Source organism: Bradyrhizobium sp. AS23.2 (assembly GCF_001908185.1).
Taxonomy (GTDB): domain Bacteria; phylum Pseudomonadota; class Alphaproteobacteria; order Rhizobiales; family Xanthobacteraceae; genus Bradyrhizobium.
Genome location: NZ_LGHM01000035.1, coordinates 59,509 through 78,613, shown reverse-complemented (window position 1 = coordinate 78,613; position 19,105 = coordinate 59,509). Strand labels below are relative to the sequence as shown.

The 19,105-nt window shown below is 63.3% G+C and carries 14 protein-coding genes and 1 pseudogene; 9 read left to right on the top strand and 6 right to left on the bottom strand.

Translation table 11 applies throughout. The annotated features are described in order from the left end of the window. The first annotated feature begins 153 nt into the window (after positions 1–153). The 7 genes and pseudogenes from hemJ to AC630_RS08030 all read left to right on the top strand — a co-directional run bounded on the left by hemJ (position 154) and on the right by AC630_RS08030 (position 8,939). Positions 154–589: pseudogene (gene hemJ, locus AC630_RS08060) on the top strand (protoporphyrinogen oxidase HemJ). 246 nt (positions 590–835) lie between these two features. Then, positions 836–2,101 carry a transcription termination factor Rho gene (rho, locus tag AC630_RS08055; protein ID WP_074117957.1) on the top strand — a complete coding sequence of 422 codons (1,266 nt, stop codon included), beginning with the start codon at positions 836–838 and terminating at the stop codon, positions 2,099–2,101. Positions 2,102–2,417: 316 nt separating this feature from the next. Next, on the top strand, positions 2,418–3,776 hold the full coding sequence (gene mnmE / locus AC630_RS08050) for a tRNA uridine-5-carboxymethylaminomethyl(34) synthesis GTPase MnmE (RefSeq protein ID WP_074117956.1): 1,359 nt from the start codon (positions 2,418–2,420) through the stop codon (positions 3,774–3,776). A gap of 582 nt (positions 3,777–4,358) precedes the next feature. After that, the gene (gene mnmG, locus AC630_RS08045; protein WP_074117955.1) at positions 4,359–6,239 is read left to right on the top strand and encodes a tRNA uridine-5-carboxymethylaminomethyl(34) synthesis enzyme MnmG; all 1,881 of its coding nucleotides are present in this window, start codon (positions 4,359–4,361) and stop codon (positions 6,237–6,239) included. 141 nt (positions 6,240–6,380) lie between these two features. Then, on the top strand, positions 6,381–7,022 hold the full coding sequence (gene rsmG / locus AC630_RS08040) for a 16S rRNA (guanine(527)-N(7))-methyltransferase RsmG (RefSeq protein ID WP_245330303.1): 642 nt from the start codon (positions 6,381–6,383) through the stop codon (positions 7,020–7,022). Between the two features lie 29 nt (positions 7,023–7,051). Next, positions 7,052–7,906 carry a ParA family protein gene (locus tag AC630_RS08035; RefSeq protein WP_074117953.1) on the top strand — a complete coding sequence of 285 codons (855 nt, stop codon included), beginning with the start codon at positions 7,052–7,054 and terminating at the stop codon, positions 7,904–7,906. 148 nt (positions 7,907–8,054) lie between these two features. Next, the gene (locus AC630_RS08030) at positions 8,055–8,939 is read left to right on the top strand and encodes a ParB/RepB/Spo0J family partition protein (RefSeq protein WP_074117952.1); all 885 of its coding nucleotides are present in this window, start codon (positions 8,055–8,057) and stop codon (positions 8,937–8,939) included. Positions 8,940–9,320: 381 nt separating this feature from the next. Here the strand turns inward: AC630_RS08030 and holA are convergent, their stop codons facing one another. From holA to leuS, 3 genes are all read right to left on the bottom strand, one after another. Beyond that, positions 9,321–10,349 carry a DNA polymerase III subunit delta gene (holA, locus tag AC630_RS08025; RefSeq protein WP_074117951.1) on the bottom strand — a complete coding sequence of 343 codons (1,029 nt, stop codon included), beginning with the start codon at positions 10,347–10,349 and terminating at the stop codon, positions 9,321–9,323. Between the two features lie 112 nt (positions 10,350–10,461). Further along, positions 10,462–11,013 carry an LPS assembly lipoprotein LptE gene (lptE, locus tag AC630_RS08020; RefSeq protein ID WP_074117950.1) on the bottom strand — a complete coding sequence of 184 codons (552 nt, stop codon included), beginning with the start codon at positions 11,011–11,013 and terminating at the stop codon, positions 10,462–10,464. Then, positions 11,000–13,636: a leucine--tRNA ligase gene (leuS, locus tag AC630_RS08015; protein WP_074117949.1), complete on the bottom strand. Its 2,637-nt coding sequence runs from the start codon at positions 13,634–13,636 to the stop codon at positions 11,000–11,002. Before leuS ends, lptE begins: the two co-directional genes overlap by 14 nt. Positions 13,637–13,828: 192 nt before the next feature. On the opposite strand from leuS, the gene AC630_RS08010 reads away from it, so the two are divergent. Next, complete coding sequence (locus AC630_RS08010) at positions 13,829–14,875, top strand: GGDEF domain-containing protein (protein ID WP_208866976.1); 1,047 nt, start codon at positions 13,829–13,831, stop codon at positions 14,873–14,875. A gap of 2 nt (positions 14,876–14,877) precedes the next feature. On the opposite strand, the gene AC630_RS08005 is transcribed toward AC630_RS08010, so the two are convergent. Continuing rightward, on the bottom strand, positions 14,878–16,575 hold the full coding sequence (locus AC630_RS08005; RefSeq protein WP_074117991.1) for a sensor domain-containing diguanylate cyclase: 1,698 nt from the start codon (positions 16,573–16,575) through the stop codon (positions 14,878–14,880). A 107-nt stretch (positions 16,576–16,682) separates the two neighbouring features. On the opposite strand from AC630_RS08005, the gene AC630_RS08000 reads away from it, so the two are divergent. Beyond that, positions 16,683–17,372 carry a YggS family pyridoxal phosphate-dependent enzyme gene (locus AC630_RS08000; protein WP_074117948.1) on the top strand — a complete coding sequence of 230 codons (690 nt, stop codon included), beginning with the start codon at positions 16,683–16,685 and terminating at the stop codon, positions 17,370–17,372. A 195-nt stretch (positions 17,373–17,567) separates the two neighbouring features. Here AC630_RS08000 and AC630_RS07995 read toward each other — a convergent pair whose 3' ends face one another. Further along, positions 17,568–18,353 carry a 2-keto-4-pentenoate hydratase gene (locus tag AC630_RS07995; RefSeq protein WP_074117947.1) on the bottom strand — a complete coding sequence of 262 codons (786 nt, stop codon included), beginning with the start codon at positions 18,351–18,353 and terminating at the stop codon, positions 17,568–17,570. Between the two features lie 6 nt (positions 18,354–18,359). Beyond that, positions 18,360–18,929, bottom strand: a complete 570-nt coding sequence (locus tag AC630_RS07990) for a L,D-transpeptidase family protein (protein ID WP_074117946.1) — start codon at positions 18,927–18,929, stop codon at positions 18,360–18,362. Between the last annotated feature and the right edge of the window lie 176 nt (positions 18,930–19,105).

Here is a 19,105-nt window from a genome sequence, read left to right as displayed (position 1 = left end):
CCAATCCACGGTCACATAGACTCAAACCTTAAGAATCTAAGATTCTAGATTTGAGAAGGGCACTACGGACGGATATGTGTGCAGGTGAGACCTTAACGAGTTCTTACTATCCCCAGCGATCGCTACGCCGAGCGCGCAATTCGGACCCAGGACATGTTTGAAGACCTCTATCTCTGGATCAAGGCGCTGCACGTGATCGCCGTCATCTCCTGGATGGCGGGCATGCTCTATCTGCCACGACTGTTCGTTTATCACTGCGAGGCCGAAATCGGCTCGAAACAGTCCGAAACCTTCAAGGTGATGGAACGCCGGCTGCTCAAGGCGATCATCAACCCCGCGATGATCGTGACCTGGCTCGCCGGGCTCTATCTCGCCTGGGCCGGCCATTGGTTCACTTTCGGCTGGCTGCACGTAAAACTGGCACTGGTTCTGGTGATGTCCGCGGTCCACGGCTTTTTTTTCGCGCTGGCTGAAGGATTTCGCCGCCGACCGGCGTCCGCGGAGCCAGAAATTCTATCGGATTATCAATGAGGTGCCGACCGCCCTGCTGGTTGTCATCGTCATCATGGTGATCGTGAAACCGTTCTAGGCAAGACCGGCAATCAATCGCCCCGCGCTTCTGCTTGCGGAGCGGGAAGCGATTTTCTATATTATCGACATCCCACCCAACGCAGGCGGATGTGGTTGTGTCCGAGCTTCTTGAAGGCCGGACGCCGCATCAGGTTTGAAGCCTCACCGGCACTCACCTTGCCAGACCTGCGGACCTTACCTTCTCACGTCCGCATTTCAGAGCCTCCTCGCACCCCTCCCAAGGTTACCCCACAGGACCACCCCAATGCGGGAAATTAAACTTCAGGACCTCAAGTCGAAAACGCCGGCCGAGCTCGTCTCGTTCGCGGAAGAGAACGGGGTCGAGAATGCCAGCACCATGCGCAAGCAGGAGCTGCTGTTCGCCATCCTCAAGCAGCTTGCGCTGGCTGAAACCGACATCGTCGGCGAAGGCGTCGTCGAGGTACTCTCCGACGGTTTCGGCTTTCTCCGCTCGCCGGACGCCAATTATCTGCCGGGCCCGGACGACATCTACGTCTCGCCATCGCAGATCCGTCGATTCGGCCTGCGCACCGGCGATACCATCGAAGGCCACATCCGCAGCCCGAAAGAAGGCGAACGCTATTTCGCGCTGCTGAAGGTCAACACGCTCAATTTCGAGGATCCGGAAAAGGCCAGGCACAAGGTCAATTTCGACAACCTCACGCCGCTGTTTCCGAATCAGCGTTTCCGCATGGAAATCGACGATCCGACGCGGAAAGATCTTTCGGCACGCGTGATCGACATCGTTGCGCCGATCGGCAAGGGCCAGCGCGCCTTGATCGTCGCGCCGCCGCGCACCGGTAAAACCGTGCTGATGCAGAACATCGCGCATTCGATCACCGCGAATCACCCGGATTGCTATCTGATCGTGCTTCTGATCGACGAGCGTCCGGAAGAAGTCACGGACATGCAGCGCTCGGTGAAGGGCGAGGTCGTGTCCTCGACCTTCGACGAACCGGCGGTGCGCCACGTCCAGGTCGCCGAAATGGTGATCGAAAAGGCCAAGCGTCTCGTCGAGCACGGCCGCGATGTCGTGATCCTGCTCGATTCGATCACCCGCCTCGGCCGCGCCTACAACACCGTGGTTCCGTCATCCGGCAAGGTGCTGACGGGCGGTGTCGACGCCAACGCGCTCCAGCGCCCGAAGCGCTTCTTCGGTGCCGCCCGCAACATCGAGGAGGGCGGCTCGCTGACCATCATCGCGACCGCGCTGGTCGATACCGGCAGCCGCATGGACGAAGTCATCTTCGAAGAGTTCAAGGGAACCGGTAACTCCGAACTCATCCTGGACCGTAAGGTCTCGGACAAGCGCACCTTCCCGGCGATCGATATCTCGCGCTCCGGCACCCGCAAGGAGGAGCTCATTACCGATCCGCAGGTGCTGAAGAAGATGTACGTGCTCCGCCGCATCCTGAACCCCATGGGCACCATGGACGCGATCGACTTCCTGCTCGACAAGCTGCGCTCGACCAAGAGCAATTCGGAGTTCTTCGATTCGATGAACACGTAAGCCTGCTGCGGCTGAAACGATCGAAAAGGGCGCCTTTTGGCGCCCTTTTTTTGTGCGGCGTTGCTGCAGGAAAAGTGCAGCAAAGCGAATGAGTTGGCGATCGACTGGATTGAATTTAAGTATCTGTTTTTATTATTATATTTTTAAATTAGGGCCAACGACGCAGAACACTCCTCAGGAACTTCTCCAGCAAAACGCTGTTTCCAATGTTGCATTGCAATATAGAGGTTACTGCCAGCAGGCCCGTGGCAAGGGGGGTCGCGAGAGCCCCCAAAACGGGCGTTTGCCTTTTTGCTGGTAGCCGGACAAATAGGCCATGCATCCGCGAGACCAGACCATCTTTGCGCTGTCGTCCGGCCGAGCGCCGAGCGCGATCGCCGTGGTGCGCGTCTCGGGCCCTCAAGCCAGCTTCGTGCTGACGACGCTTGCGGGCAAGCTGCCCGAACCGCGGCTGGCGAGTCGCCGGCTGCTGCGTGACCCCGATCGCCAGCCGATCGATGACGCGGTCGTGCTCTGGTTTCCCGGGCCAGGCAGTGCCACGGGTGAGGACATCGCCGAATTTCACGTCCATGGCGGCCGCGCGGTGCTGGCCGCGCTTCTCGCCGCAATTTCTAAAATTCCGAATGCGCGGGCGGCCGAGCCGGGCGAGTTTACCAGGCGTTCTTTCGAGAACGGCAAGCTCGACCTCACCGAGGCCGAGGGCCTCGACGATCTCATTCACGCCGATACCGATCGCCAGCGTCGTCAGGCGTTGCGTCAGTTGCAGGGCCTCTTGGGTCATCGCGCGCGCGACTGGCGTGAGCGTATCATCGAGGCTTCGGCGCTGATCGAGGCCGGCATTGATTTCTCTGATGAAGGCGACGTGCCCGCCGAGTTGATGGCGCCCGCGGTCAAGGCGATCAAGGCCCTGCATGACGAAATCGCAGAAGTCCTTGCGGCACAGGGACAAGCTGAACGTCTGCGCGATGGCCTCGTTGTTGCGATCGCCGGAGAGCCGAACGTCGGCAAGTCGACGTTGATCAATCAGCTCGCACGTCGCGAGGTCGCGATCGTTTCGCCGCACGCCGGCACCACGCGCGACGTGATCGAGGTGCAGCTCGATCTCGATGGTTACCCGGTTACGGTGATCGACACCGCCGGCATTCGCGAGACGGATGATCCGGTCGAACAGGAGGGTGTGCGCCGGGCGCGGGCGCGGGCCGAAGACGCTGACCTCGTGCTGTGGCTGGTGGAGGGCGAGCAGGCCGTCGATCCCGACTCGATGCGGTCGCTGTGGAAGTCCGGCGATAGAAGCGGTCTGTCCGGCGGCTCGGTCTGGATCGTGCGCAACAAGATCGATCTCGGTGGGGCCGGGGAAGTCGGGCCGCGCGGCGAGTTCGGTATCTCGGCGAGCCAGGGGGATGGCATTCCCGAACTGGTCGATGCCCTGGTGAAGTTTGCTGCCGAGTTCTTTGGAACCAGTGAGGGCGCCGTGGTGACCCGGGCCCGCCAGCGGGACTTGTTGCGCCGGGCCTCGGACAACTTGCGCCGGAGCCTCGAGCTTGTAGAAGAGGGCGAAGAGCTCGCCGCCGAAGAGCTGCGCGCCGCCGCCTATGCTCTGGGCCGGTTGTTGGGTCGGGTGGACGTCGAGGACGTCCTCGGAGCCATATTCCAGAAATTTTGCATCGGAAAGTAGCGCTAGTTCTTCATTGTAGGACTAGCACTTGTCCCACTTCTTGACCCTTTTTTACGTGAAGCAAAGGCAGGATGGGTTCTGGTTTGTTTCACGTGAAACAGGAGATCCCTGATCGGCGCTCCAGGATTTCGTATGTTCCCGCCGGTCATTTGGCCTCACCGCGACGGCGGTGGCGGTCGGGAACGCAGGCTGCGGCCTCAATCTCGTCATTGCGAGGAGCCCTTGCGACGAAGCGATCCAGGCTGTTGCCGCAAAAGGATTCTGGATTGCTTCGCGGAGCCTGTCATCGGGCCGCGCTTCGCGCGGACCCGGCGGCTCGCAATGATGGAGTATCGCGTCGCAATCGCTCCTCCGATCGGAACGCCGCTGCGTGGAAGCACGACAACCTTGTCTCGACCCCTTTTCACCGCCCGACCCATCTTGTTTCACGTGAAACATTAATTGGTCCGAGGCGCTTTCTACTTTGCATGGGGTTGTTTTCGCGAAACTGCTTTCGTCCCTTGGCGGTTCTGTTTCACGTGAAACAGCCGCCTCACCAGTTTCCACTTCCGGCTTTCCCGCCTCTGCGATAGAAGTCCGCCCATGCGAACAGAGCGAGAGAGCTTCGACGTCATCGTGATTGGCGGCGGTCATGCCGGCTGTGAAGCCGCGTCTGCTTCGGCCCGGATGGGCGCTACGACGGCTTTGGTAACGCACCGTTTCTCGACCGTCGGCGCAATGTCCTGCAACCCCGCTATCGGGGGACTCGGTAAGGGGCATCTGGTTCGCGAAGTCGACGCGCTCGACGGTCTCATGGGCCGGGTAGGCGATGCCGGCGGTATCCAGTTTCGCGTCCTCAATCGCCGGAAGGGCCCGGCCGTCCGTGGTCCCCGTGCTCAGGCCGACCGGAAGCTCTATGCCGCGGCAATGCAGGCAGCGATCCGTGAGACCAATGGTCTTTCCGTCATCGAGGGTGAAGCCGACGAGCTGATCGTGGTTGAGGGTCGGGTGACCGGCCTTCGTCTGGCCGACGGTCGGGAGCTTCGGGTAGGGGCGGTTGTCGTCACCACCGGCACCTTTCTCCGCGGTCTGATCCATCTCGGTGAGAAGAATTGGCCGGCTGGCCGGGTCGGCGAAGCGCCGGCGATGGGCCTTTCCGGGTCCTTTGAGCGCGCCGGGTTCACCCTTGGACGGCTGAAAACCGGTACTCCACCCCGTCTGGACGGCTCGACGATCGACTGGTCAGCGGTCGAAATGCAGCCGGGAGACGAGCCCCCGGAGCCGTTCTCGGTCATGACGGAACGGATCACGACGCCCCAGATCCAATGCGGGATCACCCGGACCACGGCTGCGACCCATGAAGTGATCCGGGCCAATGTCCATCGCTCCCCGATGTACTCCGGCCAGATCAAGAGCTCCGGACCGCGCTACTGTCCCTCGATTGAGGACAAGATCGTCCGCTTCGGTGACCGCGACGGCCACCAGATCTTCCTGGAGCCGGAGGGACTCGACGATACGACCGTCTATCCCAACGGCATCTCGACCTCACTCCCGGAGGAGGTCCAGCTCGCGATCCTCGCCAGCATTCCTGGTCTGGCGCAGGTGAGGATGGTCCGTCCGGGCTATGCGATCGAATACGACCACATCGATCCACGCGAGCTCGATCCGACCCTCCAGACCAGGCGTCTCCGCGGTCTGTTCCTGGCCGGGCAGATCAACGGCACCACCGGGTATGAGGAAGCCGCCGGCCAGGGCATCGTGGCCGGCCTGAATGCTGCACTCTCCGCCGGCGGCGGCGCGCTGACGGTGTTCGACCGGGCAGATGGCTATCTCGGCGTGATGATCGACGACCTCGTCACCCGCGGGATCAGCGAGCCCTATCGGATGTTCACCTCGCGGGCCGAATACCGGCTGACGCTGCGGGCGGACAATGCCGATCAGCGCCTGACCGAGAAGGGCATCGCCCTGGGGTGCGTTGGCAGCGCCCGAACCCTGCATCACCGGTCTAAGATGGACGCCCTGAATGCGGCCCGGACGCTGTCGAAGTCCTTGACCATCACCCCCAACGAAGCCATCAAGCACGGGCTGTCGCTCAACCGAGATGGTCAGCGCCGGTCGGCCTTCGAACTGATGGCGTATCCGGATATCGGCTGGAGTCAGGTCCGCGCCATCTGGCCGGAGCTGTCGGCCATTGATCCCGTCATCGCGACCCATCTCGAGATCGACGCCAAGTACGATGTCTATCTGGAGCGCCAGAGCGCCGACGTCGAAGCCTTCAGGCGGGACGAGGGGATGGTGTTGTCGGAGGTCGACTACCAGCAGGTCCCGGGCCTCTCCAACGAAGTGCGGGCCAAGCTGGAGAAGGCGCGGCCGTTCACAGTCGGCCAGGCCGGACGGATCGACGGTATGACGCCGGCCGCACTCGGCATCCTTGCGGCTTATCTCCGGCGCGAGGCACGGAAGACTTCCAAAGCGATCGCATAGGCGTTTCACGTGAAACAACGCGGGCCGGGTGGCGGCAGATCTTCATCGCGACGACCTGAAGCGGGCGAGGGGGCCGGGCATCAAGCCGGGCCAGTGCCGGCCAGCCAGAAGATCGACAAGGCGAGTGCCAACGATCAATCGCTGGACTCCATCATCGCTGCCGACAAGATCGCGGCGCTCAAGCTGGCGCCTGTTTCACATGAAACGGAAGCCCGGCTCGATCGCTACATCGCGCTGCTCCGGGCGTGGCAGGCCAAGACCAATCTCGTTGCGCCCTCGACCCTGCCACACCTCTGGACGCGGCACATCGCTGATTCGCTTCAGCTCGTCGATCTCGCGCCATCTGCAAAACGCTGGGCCGACCTTGGCAGCGGTGGCGGATTTCCGGGTGTGGTCCTGGCTTGCGCCATGGCCGACACGGCGGGCGCAAGCGTCCATCTCGTCGAGCGAATCGCCAAGAAGGCGGCGTTCCTGCGCGAGGCGATTCGAATCACGGCTTCGCCGGGGGTCGTACATCTCGCAGAGATCGGGGATAATGTGGATAGAATCACTGGCTCGGTTGATTGCGTCACCGCGCGAGCACTGGCTCCGCTACATCAACTCATCGGCTTTGCGGAGCCGCTGATGCGCCAAGGCGCAAAAGCGTTGTTTCTTAAGGGTCAAGATGTAGAGGCTGAATTGACCGAAGCCGCTAAATATTGGAATATTCAGCCTCAGCTCCACCAAAGCCGCACCGGGGACGGCTGGATCGTGGAGCTCAATGCCGTCGAACGGCGCGGCTGAGGCTATCAGGGTTGAGTGGGGGAATTTCGATGACCGTGATTGACGAACCGCAGCAACAACAGACCGCCGAAGTCCCGCATGGCCACCCGCGCATCCTGGCGCTGGCGAATCAGAAGGGCGGCGTTGGAAAAACAACCACGGCGATTAATCTCGGAACGGCACTCGCTGCGATCGGCGAACGCGTCCTGGTCGTCGATCTCGATCCGCAAGGCAACGCCTCCACCGGCCTCGGCATCGATCGCCGCAACCGCTCCTGCTCGACGTATGACGTGCTGGTCGGCGAAGCCAATTTGCGCGAGGCGGTGGTCTCGACCGCGGTGCCCCGGCTGCACATCGCGCCCTCGACCATGGATCTCTCCGGCCTCGAGCTCGAGCTCGGCACCACGCCCGGCCGTGCGTTCAAGCTGCGCGATGCCATCAGCGCACTCAACAACAACGTCTCGCCGGACGCCGACTACACCTATGTGCTGATCGACTGCCCGCCTTCACTCAACCTGCTCACGGTGAACGCGATGGCGGCCTCCGATGCGATCCTGGTGCCGCTGCAGTGCGAGTTCTTCGCACTCGAAGGTCTGTCGCAATTGCTGCAGACGGTGGAGCAGGTGCGCTCGACGCTCAATCCGAACCTGTCGATCCACGGCATCGTGCTGACCATGTTCGACTCGCGCAACAACCTCTCCAACCAGGTCGTCGCCGACGTCCGGCAGTTCATGGGCGAGAAGGTCTACAAGACCATGATCCCGCGCAACGTGCGCATCTCCGAGGCGCCGTCCTACGGCAAGCCGGTCCTGGTCTACGATCTCAAATGCGTCGGCAGCGAAGCCTACTTGCGGCTCGCCACCGAAGTGATCCAGCGCGAGCGCGAGCTGCGCACCACGCACTGAAGCGACGTTGATCCGTAGGATGGGTAGAGCGAAGCGAAACCCATCACCTTACGCGCAAACAGCGATGGGTTTCGCTTCGCTCTACCCATCCTACTAGTTTCGAAATTCAGTTCTGGAGTACTGCTACGTGAATCCAAGGGAGCTGGCGATGGCCGACGAAGCGCGTTCGCGACTGGGCCGGGGTCTTGCGAGTCTGATCGGCGATGTCGGCGGCGAGGCCGCGCATGTCGAGCGTCCGCGTGCGCAGCGCAAGGTGCCGATCGAATTCATCAAGCCCAATCCGCGCAATCCGCGTCACACTTTCTTGGAGACCGAGCTCAAGGAGCTCTCCGATTCGATCAGGCAGCACGGCGTGATCCAGCCGATCGTGGTGCGTCCGGTGAAGGGCACGCAGGACCGCTACGAGATCATCGCCGGCGAACGGCGCTGGCGCGCCTCGCAGCTCGCAGGCCTGCACGAAGTTCCGATCGTGCCTGTCGACATCAGCGACAGCGATGCGCTGGAGTTCGCGATCGTCGAGAACGTGCAGCGCGAAGACCTCAACCCGCTGGAAGAGGCGCAGGGCTATCACGCGCTCGCCAACGAGTTCAAACGCAGCCAGGAAGATATCGCCAAGGTCGTCGGCAAGAGCCGCAGCCATGTCGCGAACATGATGCGGTTGACCAAGCTGCCGGCCGAGGTGCAGGCGTTCATCGCGACCGGCGAGCTGACAGCCGGTCACGCCCGTGCGCTGATCGGCGTGCCCGATCCGCTCGCCGTGGCCAAGCGCATCGTCGAGGAAGGCCTCAACGTCCGCCAAGCCGAAGCGCTCGCGCATGAAGAGGGCGTGCCGGAACGCAAGCCGCAGAAGGCGCGCGCGGGGGCCAAGCAAAAGGACCCCGACACGATCGATCTGGAAAAGCGCGTCAGCGACGCGCTCGGGCTCAAGGTCACCGTCAATCACCGCGACCCCGGCGGCTCGGTCCAGATCAACTATCGCAACCTCGATCAGCTCGACGAGGTGATGAAGCGGCTCGCGAAGGGCAACCTTTAGCCCCTCGATCGTCTCCGGCGTGCGACTTGTCCGCCCAAGCTCAACGAGCGAAGGCGGACTCGCGAACCTGGAATCTCGCGCCACAAAAAACAGTCTGTCACCCTCACCCTGAGGAGCCGCGAAGCGGCGTCTCGAAGGGCGAGGGCCCCGGGCCTTCATCCTTCGAGACGCGCGTTCCGCGCTCCTCAGGATGAGGAGTTGGCGCCGTTACTCCGTCATTGCGAGCCAACGGGTCCGCGCGAAGCGCGGCCCGATGACAGGCTCCGCGAAGCAATCCAGAATCTCTCCGTGGAAAGATTCTGGATTGCTTTGTCGCAAGTGCTCCTCGCAATGACGGGGTTGAGAGAGTTGCGCTCGCAATGACTTGGAAAGAGCGAGGGCTCAGCCCCGCCGTTTCGCGTTCGCGGCGATCGCCATCAGCGTGCGCTGGGCGATGGCGGCGGCGAGGGTGGATTGCTTGCGGGTGTCGAGCGCGGCGGTCGCGAGCTGCTCGATGATGGCGGCGAGCCGTGCCACGCTGAAATTACGCAGCGCGGTTTCGACCGCCGGCTTTCGCGAAAAATGCAGGCGCGGAAAGCCGCCATCGAGCACGGCGGAGGCCGGCGTGCCGTCGGCAATCGCGAGCGCCGATTTGTGCAGCCACGCGGCCTGGCGCTGAGCGGCCGAGATGATCACGCCGGGATAGGTGCCGGCGATCATGGCCTTCGCAAACTCTGTCTCGACGATGTCGGGCCGGCCAGCGAAGGCGCCATCGACGATCGGATCGAGTTTCAGCTCGGACGCATCGGCGACCACGGACATCACGTCGTCCAGTGTGATCTCGCCTTTGCCATGGGCATAAAGCGTGAGCTTGCGCAGCTCGTTGCGCGAGGCCTGGCGGTCGCCGCCGAGGAACGACATCAGCGCGGCGCGGGCATCCTGCGCGATGCGCAAATTGGCGATGCGAAGCTCGTCTTCCATCAGCTTGGCGAGGTCGCGCTCGGTGTCGGGATAGCAGCCGATCGCTACGGCCGTCTTGGCGCGCTCGCAGGCTTTTCGCAGCGGCGATTCCGGGCGCAGCTCGCCGGCCTCGATCACGATGCGGCAATCCTTCACGCCCATCTCGGCCAGCGTGTCGATGCCACTGGCAAAGCTACGCGAGCCGGCGCGGACACGGATGGCGCGTCGGCCGCCGAACAGCGGCACCGTCATGGCCTCATCGACGAGGCGCGACGGCTCGGCGGAAAGCTCGTCGCCGTCAAGCTTGACCAGAGAGAAGGGATCGTTGGGATCGTCGACAGCCGAAGCGATCAGCGCATCGGCGCGTTCCCGCACGAGGCCCGCGTCGGGACCATAGAGCAGGATGATCGGACGGCCCGCATCGGGGCGGGCGAGGAAGGCGTCGATCTCTTTTCCGCGCAGCGCGACCATCGGGCCTCAAGAACGTCATTCCGGGGCGCGCGTAGCGCGAACCCGGAATCCAGAGGTTGGGAATCGAGACTCCGGGATCTCGCTTCGCGAGCCCCGGAATGACGGGAATGAATCAGGTACCCGCGGTGAAGAACGAGGCGAGCCGGGTCGTGATGTTCTCGGCGATCTCGTTGGCCGCACGATCTTCGGCGTCGCGCAGCGCGCGGTTGCGGCTGAAGCGCTGGTAGGAGCCGGGCATGTCGTAGGACACGCGGGAGAACGTCGAGCCGGTCATCACCGACTTCCCGGTGACGACCTCGATCAAATTGTACTGGGCGTCGATGCCGTAGTTTTCACTGGTCGGCAGACCCGTACTGGGATTGATCATCAGGGACGTCTTGCTGGTGTTGAAGCGGATCACCAGGCGGTGGGTCGGCGGCATGCCGGTCGCCGTACCGTAGAGCTTGAACGCCAGCGCGTTGCGGACTTCGACCCCGACCCGGGCCTCGCGAGAGGCATTCGCCTTGTCGATCGGCGGAAGGTCGACCCCCATCAGCTTCTCGCGCAAGCCGGGGGTGCCGTCGGTATGCTCGGCATACATCGGCTGGAAGCAGCCGGCCGTCAGCGCCGCCAGTGCGGCGACCGCCAGCAAGCGGGCTGCGATGCGGATCCTAGCCGACAACATTCACGATCCTCTTGGGGACGATGATCACCTTGCGGACGGGCTTGCCATCCAGGGCCAGCTTTACCGCATCGAGGGCCAAAACGGCAGCCTCGATTTCCGGATTCTGGGCCGCTGTTGCAACCGTGACCTCACCCCGCTTCTTGCCGTTGACCTGGACCACCAGGGTCACGCTGTCTTCAACCAGCAAATCGCGTTCGATTTGGGGCCAATTGGCCTCCGAAACCAGCCCGCTCTGGCCCAAAACCTGCCAGCACTCCTCAGCCAGGTGCGGCATCATCGGGGAGAATAGCTGCACCAGGATCTGGCCGGCCTCCCGGATCGCCCAAGCCAAATCTGGAGCGAGGTCGGCCGCCGGCTGGCCGGGGCGCTGCAGCACCTCGGAGAACGCATTGGCGAATTCGCGGATATGGGCGAGGCAGACGTTGAAGTGCAGCCGCTCGATTCCGGTGGTGACCTTGTCCAGCGCGCCATGGGCGGCCTTGCGCAAGGCGGTCGCATTGGGGCCGAACGAGGCCGGCCGGGCCGCAGGGGCGCCCTTGCCGAGTTCGACAGCGTCGTTCACCAGCCGCCACAGCCGCTGCACGAAGCGCGAGGCGCCCTGGACGCGCTCGTCGCTCCAGATCACGTCGCGGTCGGGCGGGGAGTCCGACAGCATGAACCAGCGAGCGACGTCGGCGCCGTAGGTCTCGATGATGTCGTCGGGATCGACCGTGTTCTTCTTCGACTTCGACATCTTCTCGATCGCGCCGATCTGGATGTCTTCGCCCGTTGTCATCAGAGTGGCGCGGCGGTCGTTGCCGGCGCCCTCGATCTTCACCTCGACCGGCTGCACATAGGTGCCGTCGGCCTTCTGGTAGGTCTCGTGCACCACCATGCCTTGCGTGAACATGCCGGCGAACGGCTCGTCCAACGCAACATGCCCGGTCGCCTTCATCGCGCGGGTGAAGAAGCGGCTATAGAGCAGATGCAGGATCGCGTGCTCGACGCCGCCGATATACTGGTCGACCGGCAGCATCCGGTTGGCGACCGCGGGCGTCGTCGGCGCGTTCTCATTCCAGGGATCGGTGAAGCGCGCGAAGTACCAGGACGAATCCACGAAGGTGTCCATGGTGTCGGTTTCGCGTTGCGCCTTGCCACCGCATTTGGGGCAGGTGACGTGCTTCCAGGTTGGGTGATGGTCGAGCGCATTGCCCGGCTTGTCGAAGGTCGCGTCGTCGGGCAGCTTCACCGGCAGGTCGGCATCCGGCACCGGCACCACGTCGCATTTCGGGCAGTGGATGACGGGAATCGGGCAGCCCCAATAGCGCTGACGTGAAATGCCCCAGTCGCGCAGGCGGAAATTCACCTGACGCTCGCCGACCGGCGCATTGCCGCGCAGCTCGCCCTCGAGACGCCTCGCTACATCTTCCTTGGCCTGATCGATGGTCATGCCGTCGAGGAAGCGCGAATTGATCATGCGGCCGTCACCATCATAGGCGGTGTCGGTGATCACGAATGTCTTCGGATCCTGGCCCTCGGGGCACACGACGGGCGTGTTGCCAAGATTGTACTTGTTGACGAAGTCGAGGTCGCGCTGGTCGTGCGCGGGGCAGCCGAAGATCGCGCCGGTGCCATATTCCATCAGCACGAAGTTCGCGACATAGACCGGCAGCTTCCAGCTCGGATCGAACGGATGGACCGCGCGGATCCCCGTGTCAAAGCCCTGCTTCTCAGCGGTGTCGATGATCTCCTGCGCGGTGCCGATCTTCTTGATCTCGGCGATGAACTCCGCAAGCTCAGGGTTCTTCGCGGCCGCGGCCTGCGCCAGCGGATGATCGGCCGAGATCGCCATGAACTTGGCGCCGAACAGCGTGTCCGGGCGCGTCGTGAAGATCTTCAGCTCGTTCTCGCCGGCGGGCGTCGTCGCGGCATCGAGCGCAAAGCGGATCAACAGGCCCTCTGAGCGGCCGATCCAGTTGCGCTGCATCAGCCGCACCTTGTCGGGCCAGCGGTCGAGCGTATCCAGCGCGGCCAGCAGCTCCTGCGAATACTTCGTGATCTTGAAGACCCACTGGTTCATCTCGCGCTGCTCGACGACAGCGCCGGAACGCCAGCCCTTGCCGTCGATCACCTGCTCGTTGGCGAGGACGGTCATGTCGACCGGGTCCCAGTTCACCTTGCGCTTCTCGCGCTCGGCGAGGCCTTCGCGCAGGAAGTCCAGGAACATCTTCTGCTGGTGCTTGTAATAGGAGGGATCGCAGGTCGCGATCTCGCGGCTCCAGTCCAGCGACAGCCCTATCGAGCGGAGCTGCTTCTTCATCGCGGCGATGTTGTCGTAGGTCCAGGCCTTGGGCGCGACCTTGCGCTCGATAGCAGCGTTCTCGGCCGGCAGGCCGAAAGCGTCCCAGCCCATCGGGTGCAGCACGTTGAAGCCCTTGGCGCGCATGAAGCGGGCCAGCACGTCGCCGAGCGTGTAATTGCGGACATGGCCGATATGGATGCGCCCGGACGGGTAGGGGAACATCTCGAGCACATAGTATTTCGGCCGCGAATCGTCGTTCCTCGAGACGAAGATTGCCTGTTCGTCCCAGGCGGCTTGCCAGCGCGGTTCGGCGTCGCGGGCGTTATAGCGTTCGGAGGTCATGGAATCGTTGGTTTTTCTCGGATGCGGCCGTCTAAAGACGGCGGACTAGGCCATAGAAGTCCTCAAGGGGTCAATGGGTTGCCGCCGGCAGCGGGGCCCCGCAATGCTGCTCCGCAAAAGTACGGAGGACCTATTGGGATCGGATTAAGGGGTCGGTGCGAGGTTGGCCGCCAACAGCACCCGTGCCAGGCGATGGATTCCAGTTTCGATGATCCCGATTACGACTATGCCGCGTCCATCGCCGGACGGGCGATGCGGTGCATGGCCGAACAGCGGATTGCGCCGACGCCAACCAACTTTGCCGTCTGGTTCCAATATTTCGCAGGCGGCCATGACGACCTGCGCAACGCCATCGATCTCCTGATGGACCACAATCGTCCCTTCGACCCCCGGACCAATCAGGGTCTGTTCAGGACTTACGTCGCGCCCCAGGTGAGTGCCGTCGCCGTCGACACGTCCGAGCGGCTGCATACCCTCATGGGCGCGGCGAAGGAGTTCCTGGCGACCGCGATCGCCGACAACCATTCGCAGATGCAGGCGATCAGCCAGGTTGCCGACCAGGGTAAGGCCGGTGTCGATCCGAAGGCGCTGGTCGCCCAGCTCATGAACGAGCTGGCCCGCGCCGCAACGAGGGCGACACGGCTTGAGGCAGGCTTTGCGGAAAAGACCCGCGAGCTCGACGTGATCCGCCATTCGCTCTCCAGGTCGGAGGAGCGCGCCCGGACCGACACGCTGACGGGGCTGGCGAACCGGCGGGCGCTCGATGAATTCCTGCGCAAGGCGCAGGCGACTGCGGAATGGGGCGAGCCGCTCAGCGTGCTGATGCTCGACATCGACCACTTCAAGACCTTCAACGACAATTTCGGTCACGGCGTCGGCGACCAGGTGCTGCGCCTGATGGCAAAGGTACTGCGCGACAAGGTTCGCGAGCAGGATCTGTCGGCCCGCTATGGCGGCGAGGAGCTGATCGCCGTGCTGCCGGATGCCAATCTCGCTGCCTGTGCCGAGATCGCCGAGTGCATCAGGCGCGCGATCGCGGACTGCAGGATCACGCGACGTTCGACCGGCGAGGTTCTGCCGAACATCAGCGTGTCGATCGGCGTGGCGCAGTACCGGGTCGGCGAAGCGATCAGCGATCTCATCGAACGCTGCGATCGTGCGCTCTATCTCGCCAAGGGTGGCGGCCGCAATCGCGTGGTGACGGAGAACGAGCTCGATCGCGCCATAGCTGCGGGCTAACGTCAGCCCGCCATCATCATTTCCGCCGCGCCGTTCTCGATCGGTTGCACGCCGTGCTCGACGACGTTGTTGCGGCCGCGGTGTTTTGCAGCGTAGAGCGCGGCGTCGGCGGCTTCGATCAGATCACCTGGACGCAAGCTCTCGTTGGGCCGCGCCGCGGCGACGCCGATCGAGACGGTGACGATCATATGGCTGGACGTGATGTGCGGCAGGCACAGCTTCAGCACGGCCGCACGCACCTGTTCGCCGATTTCGACGGCGCGGTTCACATCGGTGTTCGGCAGCAAGAGGCAGAATTCCTCGCCGCCATAGCGCGCCGCGAAGCCCATCGTGTCGGCGGCAATGCCGGACAGCGACTCGCCGAGCCTGGTCAGGCAGGAATCGCCTTCAAGATGGCCGTAGGTGTCGTTGAAGAGCTTGAAATGGTCGACGTCGATCATCAGCAGCGCGAGGTCGTTGCCATATTGCTGCGCGCGCATCCATTCGAAATCGAGCCGGCTCTGGAAACCGCGGCGATTGGCCAGCCCAGACAGCATGTCGATCGAGGCCATCACCGTCAGGCGGTCGTTGCTCGCGACCAGCTCGCGCTCGCGTTGGCTCAGTTGCGCGGCCATCGCATTGAACGCGCGGGCCAGCGCCACGAACTCGGACGGCAGGCGATTGCGTGCCGCGCGCGCCGACAAGTCGCCTTCGCCAAGACGCTTGGCCATGTCCGCGAGCATCTCGATCGGCTTGATCACCAGTTTCTCGGCCGCGATCAGCGCGCCGAGCAGGACGAACACGACAACGAAAGCGAGCTGGAGATAGGCGGTGCGGATATCGCGGCTGACCGCCGCAGACACCTTGTCCTCGTCGATGCTGGCGATCAGGCGGGCATTGGTGCCCGCGATGCGGATATAGCTGACCGCGCGGCGGCTGCCGTCGGCGGCCAGGAAGGAAAGTGAGCCCTCATCCTGGTCCGAGCGCAGCGCCCGGTCGGCGATCGCCGACATCAGCGGCATGTTGTCGAGAGGACGACCGACCGCGCTGTGCTGGTCGGCCGGCGCGGCCAGCACGGTGCCGGCGCTGTCGACCAGCACGGCGGTGATGCCGGCGCGGCCGCCGAGATTGCTCATGACCTTCGACATCCAGTCGAGGTTAACGGTCGCAAGCACGATGGCATCCGCGACGCCGCTGAAGGCGGACACCGGATAAACCGCCATGACGGTCGGTGTCGGGACGGGCCGCGACAGAATGAAATCGCTCAGCACGAAGCGGCCGGTTTCCTGCGCCTGCTGGAAGTAAGGCCGGTCACTGAGATCGAGGCCGACATACATATGGTTGGTGGCGCACTGGATACGCCCGTCCTGGCCGGCGATCAGAAGCGTGCGGATCCAGGGAAGGTTCGACGGCAGGCTCGCGCGCAGCACGTCGCAGCTCTTGCTGATGCCGCCGGCGGAGGCGCGGATGAAGGCTTCCGATTTCAGGATGGTCTCGACCGACGAGATCACCTCGCGCTGCGCATCGGCGCTGTGTCTTGCAATGGTGGTGAATTCAGCCGCCGCCTGCGCGATCTGCCGCGCGCGCGTTTCCTCGAGCGATCGGATGCGCTCAAACATCAAAGGCGTCACCAGAATCACCGCGAGCAACGCAAGCCGCGCCCGGATTCCGAGAACCTGCTTGAGTTTCGCTCGTTTGCGGTTGAAACTCACGTTTGCCATCTTCGCGACCCACCCCATGGGCAAGGTAAAGCGAAGGGTTCAAAAACTCTTTCTTGAACTCGGTAAAATTGGACTTACCTCGGTTACGAACACAGCCAATCGACGTCATGACAGAAGCCAACGCCGCGCCGGTAACCGGCCATTCACCAAACGCGCTCGCCGCGGTCGAAGCCGAAATCGCGCGTGCCTGCAAGGATGCGCGGCGCGACCGTGCCTCCGTGACGCTGATCGCGGTTTCGAAGACTTTCGCGGCGGACGCAATTACGCCTGTCATCGACGCCGGCCAGCGCGTATTCGGCGAGAATCGGGTGCAGGAGGCCAAGGGCAAATGGCCAGCGTTAACGTCTGCTTACTCCGGTATTGCACTGCATCTGATCGGGCCGTTGCAGTCCAACAAGGCGAAAGAGGCGGTCGCGCTGTTCGATGCCATCCATTCGGTTGACCGTCCGAGCATTTGCCAGGCGTTAGCCAAGGAAATCGAATCTCAAAACAAGCGCCCGGAACTGTTCGTCCAGATCAACATCGGCGAGGAGCCGCAGAAGGCCGGCGTCGCCCCCGGCGAGGCCGATGCCTTCATCGCGAGCTGCCGCGACACCTATGGGCTCACGATCTCCGGGTTGATGTGCATTCCGCCGGTCGACGAACCGCCAGCGGCGCATTTCGCGTTGACCGCCAAGATCGCGGAGCGCAACGGATTGAAGAAGCTCTCGATGGGCATGAGCGCGGATTTTGCGACCGCCATCATGCTGGGCGCCACGCATGTGCGCGTGGGTAGTGCGATTTTCGGGCATAGGTAGTTGCTGTCGTCCCGGACAAGCGCAGCGAAGCGGAGCGCAGATCCGGGACCCATACCGCGTGATCTCTGATTGGCAGGCGGTGCTCGTACCGGCGAAAGTTAGGTGAGTCCTGGTCTTCGCCAAACTGCTTCCTGGGATTATGGGTCCCGGATCTGCGCTTCGCTTGTCCGGGACGACAGCGGAATGTGAGGCTACTTACGCGAACCTCACCGACACTTTCCCGAGCACGCCGAAATCCGCGGCAAAATGATCACCGGCCTGGATCGGCAGCGGCGGATGGCACGTGCCTGTGGTCACTACCTCCCCTGCCCGCAAGGTGATGCCGAGCCCGCGCAGCTCGTTCGCAAGCCAGGCGAGCGCAACGCGGGGGTCGCCGAGCACGTTCTTGCCGTGGCCGACATAGCGCTCGCCCCGCAGCGTGATCTGCGGGCGCTCCTCGACGAGATCCATCGCGCGCCAGTTCGCGGAACTCGCTGCGCCCAGCACGAACAGATGCGCACAGGCATTGTCGGCGATGAGCTGCGCCTCGCCCGCGCTGACGAAATCGGCAAAGCGCGAATCGGGAATCTCGATCGCCGGATGCAAGCTCTCGACGGCGGCCAGCACTTCATCGACACTGTACGGTGCCGCGCGCGGCCCCAGATCGCCTCCCATGCGGAAGGCGAATTCCGGCTCGCCGACGCGCATCTCGTTGCCCTTCATCGACGCGGTGCCGCCATCGGCGATCATGGTGTCGCTCATGATGCGTCCGGCCAGTGGTCCCGCGACATTGATGTGCTTCTGTCCGGCCTCACTCGTTGCCGCGATCTTCCAGCCGAACAGTCTTCCAAGCGATTGCGCCTCAAGCCCGGCCTGAACCGCGTAGCCCTCGGCGCGGCTCTGTGGGCGCAAATTTGCCGCCAGCGCGTCGAGCTTGGTGCCGGCGTGCCAATGTTGAACGAGAACGCGCGATGCGGCGGCGATCTGATCCTTGTCCAGCATCTGTCCTCACCCGATGATGATTTTTGTTCGTGGTCCCAGCCGCCGCAGCAATTGCAGCATCGCAGATTTCGTCATGGAGACGCAGCCCGCGGTCGGCCCGAAATTGTCGCGGGCCAGGTGCAAAAACACCGCGCTGCCGCGGCCGGCGATTCGCGGCCTGGTGTTGTGGTCGATTTCGATGATGAAGTCATAGAGATGGTCGGCCCGCTTGAGCCGGTCGCCGCCCTGCTCCCGTCCGAGCCGGATGGGCTGATTGTAATGGCGATCTCCGGGGTCTTCGCACCAGGCGTCCGCGTTGCCGATGACCCGGGCGGGCAGAAAAGTCCCCGGGCGGCTGTGCCGGTCGCCCCTCCACCACAGTTGCCGCGGCCGGTAGCTGCCCCTTGGCGTGCCGCCATCGCCCTCGCGCTTGTTCGCCAGGATGCCGCCGCGCCCCAGCGCCACCGGTATCGTCAGGTGTCCGGCCGTCAGCCAGCCCCGGCGCGGATTACCCGCGGCAGGCCTGACGCGGATCGCCGAAAGCGGTCCGGAGCTTCGATTCCTGGTGTAACTAGCTGAAGCAGCTTTGTTTTTCATGTGAACGTGCAATGTCGAATTCATTACAGGACATTCATCAAAACGCCCAGCTATTCTGGGTTAGAGTGGTTCTGGCTTGTGAATCGGTAACAGCCCACTACTTCAACACGAATAACAATAATAACGGCGACCCCTAACTTCCCCTCGCGGCTGGGTGCGGCATGCATGCGCGCCGA